The following is a 12,667-nucleotide window of genomic DNA, read 5'->3' on the forward strand; positions in this document are numbered from 1 at the left end:
CACAAAAATTTGCCGTCTGGCACCGCCTAAAAACACCAGGGGTCCGTTGAAAGTTTTCAGTAAAGCTCCATCTATGGTCCAAAGTTTGACATTTTCATCCTCACCATCGCTGACGGTAACTATAGTCTGACTATTGGGGCTAAAACTTACACCATTGACATGTCCGTTATGTCCTTCAAGGGTTTTGACAAAAGTGCCATCCCGCTGCCAAATGATAGCGGTATTGTCATCACTCCCTGATGCAATCAGCTTGCCGTCAGGACTAAAACTCACATCTCGAACTCTGTCTCCGTGCTGGTCAAAGGTTTGGATTACAGTTCCCTCCAGACTCAACAGTTTAACAGTTCTGTCTTCATTGGCCGTGGCTAGTATCTTACCATCTGGACTGAAGCTCACACCCCAGACTTGATTCTCTTCCAGACGACCGCTTTTCACTGGGATATCTTGTTGCAAGACACCATCTTGGGTCCAGAGTTTGACGGTACCATCTCTGCTAGCTGTGGCCAGGGTTTGACCATCGGGACTAAAACTGACATCAAGAACCCAATCCTTATGCCCTTCCAGGGTTTTGAGCAGTTTTCCTTTCACTTCCACACAGCGCTCATCTTCAAAAGCAGCACATTCAATCTGCCAAAGCTTTACTGTTTTGTCAGAACTAGCTGTAGCAATCAGCTTACCGTCAGGACTAAAACTAATACTATTGACCCAATTGCGATGACCTTGGAGAGTTGCTACTAGTTGACCGTCTGGATGCCAAAGTTTTACTGTGTTGTCAGCACTGGCTGTAGCAATCAGCTTACCATCTGGACTAAAACTAACACCCTCTATTTTGTCACTATGCCCACTGAAACGATTTTGCTCACTGACTCCATAAACTAATTGGGGTAAAGTACTCGCAACTGCGCTCTGGATATTCTTTTTTGCAAGACCCCACCCTTGCAATTTTGTAAGTTCTCTCGACGCTCGTATACCTTCCACAAGGGCATTAAGGCGCTTATTTAAGGCAAACTGGGATTCTGACAAGGCGATTTGAGCACCAATTTTTTGATTAGCCTCACTAATTGCTGACACCCCAGCCCATATTGCTAAAGCTGAAACAATCACAGAGAAGCTAGTAAGTCCAACAATAATTCCCTTTCTTCTACGATTGCGGGCTTTGATGCTGTGGTTGATGAACTCTTGCTCATCTGGGTCTATTTCCTGCGATCGCTTCTTTAACCAATCTTCAGCCTCCGCCAAAGGCAGACCTCGCAGCAGAAGATCTGCACTTTTCGTTTTTTGTTCCCATTCCGCCATCGAGCGTCGCAGCTTCTCCTGCCAAATGCGGAAATCTTGATCTAATTCCACCCAAGTTTCTAGGGTAGACCATCCCTTAATCAGTGCTTCATGGACAATCTCAACGGTTTCTTCTAAAACTAGATTGCCCTTGCGATCGCAAGACTGGTGGCTACTGGTAATTACCAAGCGCTGATTAGCTAGTTTTCTAATCAAATCCCAGTTTTGCTCTCCTACCTCCTTACGGGTTGCTATGCGTCGAGTATAGTTAGTTGGATCTACCAGTTGGATAAAGATTTTCCGTACTCGTTCTTGATCTTGGCTAGGGAGTTTCTGATAAACTTGATCTGCATATTGAGCTAAAGCCCCTTGCACTCTTCCAATGTCTTGATAGGCAGCATGAGTTAGCTGAGCATCTTTGATTTTGTCCCATAGCTGAGTAAGAGCAAACTGTAATAAAGGTAATTCACCAGGCTGTGCGTTCACATCATTCAGAATACGTTGGGTTAGCCCTTCTTCAATCCTTACTCCCAGTTTTTCTGCTGGCTTAGTGATTGCCTGTTCTAGTTCCTTATGGTTCATCGGACCGAGCATCTGGTCAGCATCAGCGATGACATCAGCAAAAGAGCGATCGGACAGAGCATTTCCAAGAAAATCCGCTCGCAGGGTGAGTACAAACGTAAACTTTTGTGCATAAGGTTTTAATGCCTTAACCACCTCCAGCAATTGCTCCAAAAAGCACTGACGCTCCTTTTCCTCACAGAGTGTGTATAATTCCTCAAACTGGTCTATTACCAACAGCAAAGGGGTATTAGGTTTTTCCAACACAATGGCTTCAAGTTTTTTCCTTAAAGCACCATCTTCCCCTTGCCAAGTAGCAGCTAGGTTAGCAATTTTTTGGTCTCTTGTGGTTGGATCAATCTGTAGCTGAGGTTCCAGATGGGAAATCAGTGCCGATGCCAAAGCCGAAAAAGGAGCGTTTCCAGGACGGAAGGACAAAATCTGCCACTTACCGTTTTGTTTGAGCTTGGGGATAAGACCAGCATGGAGTACTGAAGATTTGCCGCTACCAGAAGGTCCAATCACAGTAACCAAAGAATCTTGGTATACTGCCTCCACTAGCTTTTTTGTGAAAGCCTCTCGACCAAAGAAAAACTCGGTGTTATCTTCCCCGAAAGCCAACAAACCCTGATAAGGACAAACATCTGTGGGGCGACGCCCTAAATCCTGCCACAGTGGAGGCACCTCTGCCGGATTCTGGACAATAACGGGCAACCAGCTGGCACAGGGATAGTCTTGTTCTAATGCTTCTAGCTTGTGCCTAGCTTTCCGCACAGCTGTGTATAAAGACTCGTTTTTGGTAAAGGCTTCTAGAAAATACTGGAGAAATTGAGGCGCTACCTTGTCTGGTATGGCCTCTCGCATCACAATAATTTGCGGCAGATATAAATCTTGTCCTGCCAACTGATTGGCGATACCCAAACCATCACAGCAGTTGAAAATAGCTAGCCATAATCCTTTTCCAATTGCTTCGCTGAGGGCATCCTTTAAGTCTGAGATTGTTACCCTTAGATTTTGGTTAAGCTCTATTCTACCTTCCTGACCATCTTGCTGGCTTTCACCATGGCCTGAAAAGAACACAATGTCCCATCCCTTTTCTGATCTCAGCTGACTCTTCAAAGTATCAAGATCCGGTTCTTCTAGGAGCTGGATTTCTTCATCCCCCACTAACTCTTCCAGGGCTTGCCGACTAGATTCTTGATCAATATTACTCCCAAACACAGCCAGAATTCTAATTTTTTCTTTAGAGGTTGGTGATGCAGGTGGCTTGGAAATGCGCTGAAATTCCGGAGCAGTTAAAGCAATTTCTACTGGAAGGTGCTTCACATTATCGGGGAGTAAATTACACAAATGCCATGGCAATTTGCGTAACTCAAAGTTTTCAGTTTCCAGCAGTACTTGAATACTATCCCCTGGGGATAAGTGTTTGGATAAAATGGTCTTGACAGGTAAAAAATCCTGACCATCTGACCAACTAGTCAAGCTTGCTGACAACTGTTTAGCTTGTTGACGACAATTTTCAAATCCTTGCTCCATTTCACTAAAGTTGGTCAATTGTCCAGATTCTTTACGCCTGATGCGAAAAGCTAAGAATGCTGCTAAATTCCGATAGCGACCCTGCCATTCTTGATACTTGCTATAAATCTTGGTAGCTTGCAGTAGTTTCCCTTTATCTCCTGCTAGTAGGGTGTCATAAGAAAGACCCGTTTTACTTTCAAAAATTTTGACAGTGACAATCAAGTCTTTTTCGGCTGTTTCTTGAATATTTAGGAAAACTCGCTTATTCATATCAGCCCTTTTAAATCACGAATTTTTCCTGATAACTAGTATTTCCGAGAGCGATTTTGATAGAAAACTCTTCTCCAGACTCACCCAAAAACTCATATTGGATAAATTTATCATCATCTTGAGCGGTAACTTCTTCAAAAAATTCCCCAAGTTCATCAAGGACTATTAGCTTGAGTTCACTCGGCAAATAGGTCTGCTCCTTATTGGGATAAACTTGAATTTTAATAATCAGTTCTGATTGTTCATCTTCCTTAATATAGGCGAGTAAAATCACCTCTTGACTCACCAAGTCAATTCCCAAATTGATTAGCTTTCCCCTTTTAATCTCAATTGGCATAAAACCAGAGACTAGTTGGGGATTAAGCAGCTGATCAGGCACCAACCAACCGGCTTCAAAAGTTCCTTGCAGCCATTGGCTTAAGTTAACTATTTTTTTGCTAGTTATATACTCTGGAAATTCTGTAAGAGAGCGCAACTCACTAACAGGTAAATTCCCCTTATTATCAGCTACTGAGGGAGTAAATCCCAGAATTGTGGCTTGTGTAAGAGATTCGTTGAGATGCACAACAACATAGCCAATTCGGTCTTCCCAAACGTCTGCTGGAACATGGCAAACCTCTGCTTCCGACAATAGGGCACGACACTCTAACTTGCCATGGTTTTTGACCTCTAAATCTGCCACATCTGTAAAAGCCTGCATCACTGGATCGTAACTATCACTTTGATTTAAATTCGTTTCCCATCCCAAGCATCCCAGGTAAAAATCTACTGCATGTACTGCTAGAGTGTTATGATAAACTTGTTTAGCTTTCTGCAAAGTAAGTTGCCTTTTACAGAATTTTTTAGCTATTCTATGGGCTTCCCCAGATAGCGGTACTGTAAACGTTAATGATTCAGTTAGTTGACTCAATTTAATTAGATTATTCATCATCTTAGGAATTTACCTCTCTCTCTCAAGTTACTCTTCTATATATTGCTGTAGATAAGCCTTGAATTTACGCAATTTTCTGTTATAAAAACTTGACAGAGTTTGGATCGAATCAATTTGAAATCTAATCGCTAGTTCTTCCCAGGATTTGTCTTCCCAAATTTTAGCCAGAGCTAACACTTTAAAGTTGACATCTGGTCGTCCTCTGATATGCTCTTGGGTGAACATGTGATCAGGATCTTCTTCAATTAATTGTCGCAGTTCCTGAGATTGAGATATTGTCTCATCATTTCCCCAAAACGTTTCTATAATATCTGGACTAGTTACAAAAGTTAACGGCTGACTATCCTCTGAATGATTGTTGCTGTGTTTGGGTAAGTGTGTAATCCCTTGCCTTATATATTTGTTGTAAACTTCAATCCATTTACTATTCAGCAGAAAGTTCACCCATGCCATCACATCCCGATTCGGATGGTAATTATCAATCTTTTGACAAATTTCGATCAGAGTGTTCTGGAGTGCCTCATTACGAACATAATTGTAAATATCAGGCGGGAGCGAGTCCCTGTGACGATGACCCAATCGATTGGCGATGTGGATAGCTTCCATCAAAAGGTTTAAAGCTACCCTCCGTTCATTGCTTCCGACTGCTGCTTGTTTAGCTTCCAGAGCTATACTATTTAGTAAAGGATCCCTCAGTGCTTTTTTGAGAGCCTGATAACGTAAAGAATTTGCCCATTCCCTGATGCTTGTGCGTTGCCAATTGTCATGGTCAAGCTCCTGATGGACATCCTGCAAAAGTTGCTCTTGTAGAGCCTGAGAAATTTGTTGAACAATAGGTAAACAACGTACTGGCTGGCGACGGAGGTTGTGGGGAAGCTCCATGAGCATAGCAACTATCTGATTAACAAGAAGCTGCCGTGAGCTACTCTTTGGCGGATAGTTTTGAGCTTCGAGCAGCAGCCGTTGAAGTTGAGAGTTAAAATCATTTGGTGGTGACATGTTGAGTGAAATCCCGATATTTTTTTGGCTTTTTCAAGAGAATTTAGTCATTTGTCTTTACCCTGATTGGTAGATTGACACCCTGAAGGGATTTGGTCGATCAAAAATCGCCAGCACTCCCAGCTCATCATGGGGGAGTAATAAACGATCCCTAATTGTATTCAGGCACCACGGCTGAAATTATACGCAAAACTCGGCAAATTTTCTAAAAGTTTACAATCAATTTTCTTTGACTGCATTTTTTGACCCGTTAGGGCTATAGGGTTTTTATTTGATATGTAAACATAGGACTTATGGAAAAAGGGAAGATGAATAGGGCACAGGTCAGAATAGGAAAGAAATATGAAGAGTTTTTGATGTTATGAAAATCACTAATATTGTTCATGACCTATTTGTCAATCCTATAGCCTTAGGGTGTAGTAGCTAGGCATAATTTCACGTTGTAAAGACCAATCGGTGTCCGTAACTCTCACCAGCATTTGCCTTTGAGCTTGTCATCTGGATCCAATGCTCTGTTCTATTTTGTTCTCTCTCGACTCATTACTCTATTATTTATTAGTCAAATAAGGTATTTTACTTTTTTATTTTATAATATAAAAGTTATTAAAGATAAGTTATACAGTATAAACTGTAATTTTTTAGTGTAGCTGATTAGACTTTTAAAAAAAAAACGAATAAAAAAAAATATTGAGACTTCGCGTAAAAAAACATCCCTGCTTCCACAAGTAATGATAAGAGCTTATGTCAACTTTTGAACAAAAACTTCATTCTGATGAAAAACCAAATTGTTCGTCAGTTTTCCGCTACCATTGCAGCAACAGTTATTGTATTTACGAGTGTTGTCCGCACAGCTTTTGGACAACAAACACGTGCTTCTAGTCGGTCTATGTATGAGGCTGGGCTGAATCTGGAAGCTCTCTTTACAGCAAAGGATTGACATAGGATTAATTACCTCAAAAAAATTCCTTAAACTTCGCGTAAAACACACAGTTTATTACATAAATAAAGGTAAGGGTAGCTGAACCACTCACCTTTTATCCGAAGTCTCACCAACGAATTTAATCAATGAGCAGAGCTGTCCGTTTGACCAAGTTTTTCTTTCCCTTTGTAGTATCCACTGCTATCATTATCCCTATCGGTTTAGGTTTGGCTAACCTGTGGAATCCTCCTGGAATCTTAGAAAAAATTGAGAAGCAAGATGAATTCACGATCAAGATTGGGTTAAGAGCTGATTCTTCCCCGATTAGTCATAGAAAAGGGGATAAATATGAAGGGTATTGTACTGATTTTGCAGAATTAATCCGGTATCAAATTGAAGAAAGTTTACCTAATAAAACAATTAATATTGAGTTCCATGAAACAAGCCTGAAAACTCGCTTCCGGAAAGTTGCTAAAAATACTATCCATCTTGAATGTGGACCTAATACTATAGGAAATAACCATAAAGGAACTCAGTTTTCTATTCCTTTTATGAGCACATCAGTGAGTATTTTGACTAAAAAAGGAAGAAGGTTTGACTCAAATAATGAAACAATTGGAGTTCTTAAATCTTCCAGTACTAAAAATTCTATCAAACAACACTTCACTGGTTTAAAAACAAATCAAATCCAAGAGTATGGTAGTAGGGCAGAAGCCATAAATGCTCTTAATCACCAAGAAATAGATGCATTTGTAAGTGACAAAATTATTCTGATTGGCGGACTACAAATTCTGGGATTTGATCCAGAAAATTATGAATTCCAAGAACTCAACCCTGGAAATGAAAAATATGGAATGATTATTTCATCAAAAGAAACAGAATGGTTGTTTTTTATCAATCAACTTATCAAAAACAAAGATCCAGAATATCAATGTCAGCTTTAACCATGGAATAATAATATAAATAAATTATCTATCCACAATTGGTAAATTAATGAATTATTTAATACAGAGTATATAACTATGAATACAATTATGAATACAATAATACATGATGGGTTACAAGAAGAAGCCAAGCAAATTCTCAGTATGCTTGAAAATATCAATACACCCTTAGAAAGACTCAGTTATTTGACAGTTGGTGATGACTTCCGCTCAAGTATTCTGAATCTGAAAGAGGAAATCATAAAAATCAGCTCCCAACCAAAACCCCTAGAAAAATTGGTCATAGGAGATTCTGGAGCTGGAAAAACCCACTTCATTTCCTATCTACATTCGTTACTGCTTCGTGATGCTCCTCCTGGATGCATCGTCAGCCGTGTTGATTTAAGCCGAATTTTTGACAAACATCAATTTGAATTCCGAGTTATTCAGGGCATGAAATTAGTAGAGCAGAGTAATGGTCATCGTGAAATTGTTAACCATTATCCAGAAGTGCTCAGGTCTGCTTATGAGTCAGTACGGGATCGATTCATGACTCAAGACGGAAAGTCCCGAGAGGAGATCGAAAAATTCTATGCCAACCTGATTCTATTACTTTTGGGAGCAGTTGGCTCTCCAGTTTCTTTAAAAGATTTATTAGAAGTTTTCCGAGACAGACCGTTTTTGAAACAACTTCTACGGGAATTTTCCGGTCAAACTCAGCAAGCGTTGTATGAGAGAGCCATCCAGGAATCTAGTCAAGAAGATACCAAATTTGTCCAGAACTATCTTAATATCATCAAGAAGCCTGAGGTTGCAGTTACCGACTTTGAGCCCTCAGCAAAAAAACTTTCTAAGGAGGGTAAACTCACAGATGTTATCTTCAGAATTCTAAAATATAGTGGTATTAATTTAGTTGTTGTACTGGTTGATGAATTAGAAAGTCTGGTTAGAAAACTGGGACGAGACCAGGCTATTACCTGTTTAGAAACAATCCGTAATTTTCACTCTTCTTTAAATCGAATTGGAGCTGAAAATGGATATCCCTCCATTGCCTTTGTTGTTACCTGTACTCCTAACTTTTTCGATGAGCTTCAAACTCTTAACACTCCACTTTATGAAAGATGGCTAAATCGAACAGGTAACAAGCATATTGTGCTTCAATCCTTTTCTTGTGCCGACATCGACAACCTAATTTTCAAGCTACGAGAATTGTTTTATCTAGCAGGATATCACCTACGCCCGGCTCAGTGTGCATCCAGTGGCTTCAAACATGAAGTGATTGAATTGCGTCAACAGTGGCTGGATTATCAACAAAACCAAAGTAAGCCTCAAACCACCAGAGATTTGATGATATTTTTGATTGATAAAATTCGGAAAACTTGGATCGAGTCACTGTGAAGTGCCTGAGGGGGTGACAACAAGGCTACTTGTCACCCCAGCACCTACTAACGCTGGTGACATACTCCCACACGCTTATCGTTCGCGTAGCGTGGCCTTTGGCCAAGATTACAGTGTGGGCTTCTTACCAACTCCAGCCATTGCTATCGGCTTTCGCCGACGCTACGCGAACGGATACACGGGTTACTTTATTAACGACACGGTCAGAAGTTACCGCAAGAATAGGGCAGCCTTTATGGTTAGTCGGTTATGCGTAAAGGGTTAAAACTTTATGATTAAGGCTGCCCTATTCTAAGGTTTCCTCTCCGGGATGCCCCTCCGTGCCGGAACAATACAATAAGTTCTCTTTTTTAGGAACGTAGGTGTCTGACAAACCAGCATTTAAGGCCTTTGGCCACGCTTCGCGAACGGCTTTGTTTATCAGTACATATATTAAGCGCAATTTTATAATACCCTGTGCAAAATTCATCCCACACCTATGCTACGCATTAGGTGTGGGGCTTCTTTTGCCGGACAGCTAACTTTCTAAGGCTATTCACCTTATCCCCAAACTGAGACCATAGGATACCCAAAGGGTTAACTCTTTATCTTAGCAGCACGCCATGCTGATGTCAATCTGCCTAGGTTAGTGGTGAACTCTTGCCAACCAAAAAAAGTTCCTGGTGTATCTTCCTCCCACGAAGCAGAAAGAACACCATAGCTCAACCCCAAAACACCTAGACCAAAGCATCCCATACTCACCAGAATCACTGCCACATGGGGTAACTCTACCCCAACCTGTGTGATCAATAAATAGCTAACCACAAATGTAGCTATCCCTAAGAAACTGGGAATACCACACATTAGAGCCATCCGACGCACCATCCGTTTACTGACCACATCGGGGATTGCCATTGAGTCATTTGAGGCAGCCCTTGGCTTATCTTGCTTCTTCTCTTGCTTCTTCTCTTGCTTGAGAGTAGTTTGACTGGGTTTTTCCTTTGGAGTAGTTTGGGGATTTGTAGATGAATTTTGGGCTTTAGGGTTCTTTTTGCGCTTTTGACGTGGTTCAAAAGGCAATCGCTCCCGTGACGGCTCAGTAGACATACACTCTTTTCCACTAGGGTCTGTTAAACTATGGTCTATCCCCGAATACCTAAGCGCTCAATCAAGTTTTTATACCGTTGTTGATCGTCTTGACGAATATAGCTAAGTAAGCGCTTGCGGCGACCGATCATCTTTAATAATCCCCGTCTAGACGAGTAATCTTTTTTGTGGCTTTGTAGATGGAGACTCAATGTATTGATACGCTCAGTGAGGATAGCCACTTGCACCTCTGCCGAACCAGTGTCAGTTTCATGAACCTGGTAGCCATTAATAATTTCAGTTTTACGTTCTTGAGTTAGACTCATCGATAAAGTTTAAATAGTATAAGTCAACATTGAACTCTCCCCGCTTTGAAAAGACGGGGATTCTGAGCGGATGTCGTTGCGCGGGTTAAAACCGCGCTCCACGACGCTCACGGTCTGATCTAGAAGTGAATCTAGTATACCGTTGCGGCAGATTCAAAACTGCCCTACCTCCCTCGGATTAACAGAGAAGTTAACCTGTGGATTTACTTTTAATTTAAATAACTTTCGGAGTGGTTGTACCAAACAAATCAGGGCAATAAATCACTACTTTTTGCTGCATTACTTGCCTGTTCCATAGTCGTAGGATCAACCCCGTCTCTTACTGGCTGGAATCTCACCATACTAGCAAAAAATCAACGTAACCAACCTTGTTCTTACTCGTTGTTCCATTGTAGCACGATCTCCGGGATAAATCCCGGTACGCTGGCCTATGGCCACGCTACGCTAACGCTGCCCACCCAATAAATTAGGTGGCTAACTCTCCCTTGTTACTTTCTCTGTTTTCTATTCTATCACCATCAAGAAGTGATTCAATTCCCCGAGGCTGGGGGATTTTGATTATTAGCTGAGCGCCGCCTATCTAACCACTGTTGTAGGATAATAGCAGCAGCGTGACGGTCAATCAGTCCTTTATTGTGGGTAAGCGATCGCTTACTCGCCTTGAGTCGCGATTCAGCCTCCCAAGAGGTAAGCCGTTCATCGATATACTCTAGCGGCAGCTGAAGTGCTGTGGCTAATCGCCTAGCCAATTTTTGCACCTTTCGTGCCTGGAAACCCAGGGTTCCATCCATCGAATAAGGTAAACCTACCACCAGTACCTGCACTTCTCTGGTTTCAACTAACTCTCGCAGTTGGTCAACATCCCGTTGAAAGGAGGTACGCTCAATGGTAGTTAAACCAGTAGCAATCAAACCCGTCCCATCACAACCCGCCACACCAATACGTTTGCTTCCCAAATCCAATCCCAGTGCTGAAATTCTTTCCATCGTTTAAGCTCCTATGCTATCCATTTTTAGTCAAAGAGCGAATTTTGGAAATGGCACATTAGGTATGAAGCTTTCTTACATTAGCTATAACCCAACTTGGGTACTCTAACTACTTCTGTGGTGAAGATTTAACCGATACCCTCTCCTCTTGAGAGACTACACTCTTAGACTGAGAAACCCCAATAGAGACCTTTTTCCCCTTAGCACGGTGTTTCTTCGATGGGGATTGTGACCAGGATATGCGGCTGGGGATTGGGGTTCGGGCTGGCTGTAGCCCCTGAAGCACATCCGATAACTCAAACGTAACAGACTTGGTTTCCCGCAACTTATGCCAGACGGAACGGGACATCAGTAGAGTGTGCTCAATCCGTTCTGCTCCGAGCTCAGCTAGATATTCTTCGTGCTCCGCTTCATAGTCAGCCGTTACCAGATGTAGGGATTGGGAAGGAAGTTTTTGGGCAATCCGTGCTATTTGAGACAGTAACTCTGGATATAGGTAATTGTAGGCTGGATGAACTGTTAACTCAGCTGAGTTGGTACGGTTACCATCACGGCACAGTTGCAGCCGAAAATAGCCAACAGCGACTTTACGCTGTGGTTCAAATACATAGGCACTGATCACTTCATTATGATTTAGCCACTGCCACAGTGAATCAATGATTTTCCGTGACATACTGGTTTGAAAATCCTGGATATGGCGGTCAAAAACCTTACGCACTATTGGTGGCATTGATGCCGTATCCAGCTGATAGAGCAACTGAGCATCTGCGTTACTGACAGGCAACAGGTTCGGCAAATCTGGTTCACGAACCGCCAATTTTTCCAGCAGTGTTGGCTCAATGACCCAGTAGGTCATCTGAGCTAGGGGCTGGAATCCGTTTTGCCGATACAGAGCCAGTGAACTTTTATGATTGATATTGACTTCCAATAACCAAGTTCGCGCTTGCCAAATTTTTTCAAAGCAATGGCGCAACAGAGCCGAGCCAATGTCTCTAGTTGCCAGGGTGTTACTTACTAGAGGAGTGTTGGCATCAACTAACACCTGCTCCACCCGCCAAGTACTACGGGTGTGATTAAATGGGGAAATTTTGATCAGTCCGCGCAGCTTTTGGAGTTGCTCAGCCACATAGATACAAAAGCTGTACTGATAGGGGTTGGGAAACCAACTCAAAAACTTCAGCAACCAATACCAGCGTCTAACGTGCTTAAGTGGCTGTTGCTCAACTGATGGGTAGATCTTACTCTGCCCATCAGTTGCCTGTTGCACTAGCGTCTCTATTGCTGCCAAATCATGGTATTGAAATGGGCGGATCAAGTTCTTCGGGTTTTCCGAGACAGGTGAAGTCATTTTGGGTACGGATGCCATGAAGCTGCTCGCTCTGTTTGACCCATGTTCTTGCGCTGTAACCTACATTTGCAAGACTAGGGTTACTGCCAATATATTAGCTATTTTCCCATCATCCCAGTTGTGATAAGACATATGAGTAATATCAAGT

At 42.0% G+C, this 12,667-nt stretch carries 11 protein-coding genes; 4 read left to right on the forward strand and 7 right to left on the reverse strand.

Going from position 1 to position 12,667, the window contains the following annotated elements; all coding sequences use genetic code 11:
* The 3 genes from F6J99_RS13165 to F6J99_RS13175 all read right to left on the reverse strand — a co-directional run.
* Positions 1–3,624, reverse strand: a 3,624-nt coding sequence (locus F6J99_RS13165) for a CHAT domain-containing protein (protein ID WP_293113310.1), incomplete at its 3' end; no start/stop codon positions are given.
* A 10-nt stretch (positions 3,625–3,634) separates the two neighbouring features.
* Positions 3,635–4,555 (reverse strand): DUF1822 family protein, encoded by a 921-nt coding sequence (locus tag F6J99_RS13170; RefSeq protein ID WP_293113311.1) that lies wholly within the window; start codon positions 4,553–4,555, stop codon positions 3,635–3,637.
* A gap of 27 nt (positions 4,556–4,582) precedes the next feature.
* The gene (locus tag F6J99_RS13175) at positions 4,583–5,554 is read right to left on the reverse strand and encodes a hypothetical protein (protein ID WP_293113312.1); all 972 of its coding nucleotides are present in this window, start codon (positions 5,552–5,554) and stop codon (positions 4,583–4,585) included.
* 772 nt (positions 5,555–6,326) lie between these two features.
* Between F6J99_RS13175 and F6J99_RS13180 the strand changes: the two genes are divergently transcribed.
* From F6J99_RS13180 to F6J99_RS13195, 4 genes are all read left to right on the forward strand, one after another.
* The gene (locus F6J99_RS13180; RefSeq protein WP_293113313.1) at positions 6,327–6,491 is read left to right on the forward strand and encodes a hypothetical protein; all 165 of its coding nucleotides are present in this window, start codon (positions 6,327–6,329) and stop codon (positions 6,489–6,491) included.
* 128 nt (positions 6,492–6,619) lie between these two features.
* Positions 6,620–7,417: a transporter substrate-binding domain-containing protein gene (locus F6J99_RS13185; protein WP_293113314.1), complete on the forward strand. Its 798-nt coding sequence runs from the start codon at positions 6,620–6,622 to the stop codon at positions 7,415–7,417.
* A 90-nt stretch (positions 7,418–7,507) separates the two neighbouring features.
* Complete coding sequence (locus F6J99_RS13190; RefSeq protein WP_293113315.1) at positions 7,508–8,794, forward strand: hypothetical protein; 1,287 nt, start codon at positions 7,508–7,510, stop codon at positions 8,792–8,794.
* A gap of 13 nt (positions 8,795–8,807) precedes the next feature.
* Positions 8,808–9,059: a hypothetical protein gene (locus F6J99_RS13195; protein WP_293113316.1), complete on the forward strand. Its 252-nt coding sequence runs from the start codon at positions 8,808–8,810 to the stop codon at positions 9,057–9,059.
* A 311-nt stretch (positions 9,060–9,370) separates the two neighbouring features.
* Here F6J99_RS13195 and F6J99_RS13200 read toward each other — a convergent pair whose 3' ends face one another.
* From F6J99_RS13200 to F6J99_RS13215, 4 genes are all read right to left on the reverse strand, one after another.
* Positions 9,371–9,880: a PAM68 family protein gene (locus F6J99_RS13200; RefSeq protein WP_293113317.1), complete on the reverse strand. Its 510-nt coding sequence runs from the start codon at positions 9,878–9,880 to the stop codon at positions 9,371–9,373.
* Between the two features lie 35 nt (positions 9,881–9,915).
* On the reverse strand, positions 9,916–10,185 hold the full coding sequence (gene rpsO / locus F6J99_RS13205; RefSeq protein ID WP_070395791.1) for a 30S ribosomal protein S15: 270 nt from the start codon (positions 10,183–10,185) through the stop codon (positions 9,916–9,918).
* 530 nt (positions 10,186–10,715) lie between these two features.
* Complete coding sequence (gene ruvX / locus F6J99_RS13210) at positions 10,716–11,171, reverse strand: Holliday junction resolvase RuvX (protein ID WP_293113318.1); 456 nt, start codon at positions 11,169–11,171, stop codon at positions 10,716–10,718.
* A gap of 109 nt (positions 11,172–11,280) precedes the next feature.
* Complete coding sequence (locus tag F6J99_RS13215) at positions 11,281–12,519, reverse strand: GNAT family N-acetyltransferase (RefSeq protein ID WP_293113319.1); 1,239 nt, start codon at positions 12,517–12,519, stop codon at positions 11,281–11,283.
* Positions 12,520–12,667 lie beyond the last annotated feature (148 nt).

The organism is Moorena sp. SIO4G3 (assembly GCF_010692305.1).
Lineage (GTDB): Bacteria > Cyanobacteriota > Cyanobacteriia > Cyanobacteriales > Coleofasciculaceae > Moorena > Moorena producens_A.

What these genes read in the sequence shown, in the direction of transcription:
- F6J99_RS13170 (WP_293113311.1), bottom strand. Translation starts at nt 4,555, where the DNA reads ATGATGAATAATCTAATTAAATTGAGTCAACTAACTGAATCATTAACG.
- F6J99_RS13175 (WP_293113312.1), bottom strand. Translation starts at nt 5,554, where the DNA reads ATGTCACCACCAAATGATTTTAACTCTCAACTTCAACGGCTGCTGCTC.
- F6J99_RS13180 (WP_293113313.1), top strand. Translation starts at nt 6,327, where the DNA reads ATGAAAAACCAAATTGTTCGTCAGTTTTCCGCTACCATTGCAGCAACA.
- F6J99_RS13185 (WP_293113314.1), top strand. Translation starts at nt 6,620, where the DNA reads ATGAGCAGAGCTGTCCGTTTGACCAAGTTTTTCTTTCCCTTTGTAGTA.
- F6J99_RS13190 (WP_293113315.1), top strand. Translation starts at nt 7,508, where the DNA reads ATGAATACAATAATACATGATGGGTTACAAGAAGAAGCCAAGCAAATT.
- F6J99_RS13200 (WP_293113317.1), bottom strand. Translation starts at nt 9,880, where the DNA reads ATGTCTACTGAGCCGTCACGGGAGCGATTGCCTTTTGAACCACGTCAA.
- rpsO (WP_070395791.1), bottom strand. Translation starts at nt 10,185, where the DNA reads ATGAGTCTAACTCAAGAACGTAAAACTGAAATTATTAATGGCTACCAG.
- ruvX (WP_293113318.1), bottom strand. Translation starts at nt 11,171, where the DNA reads ATGGAAAGAATTTCAGCACTGGGATTGGATTTGGGAAGCAAACGTATT.
- F6J99_RS13215 (WP_293113319.1), bottom strand. Translation starts at nt 12,519, where the DNA reads ATGACTTCACCTGTCTCGGAAAACCCGAAGAACTTGATCCGCCCATTT.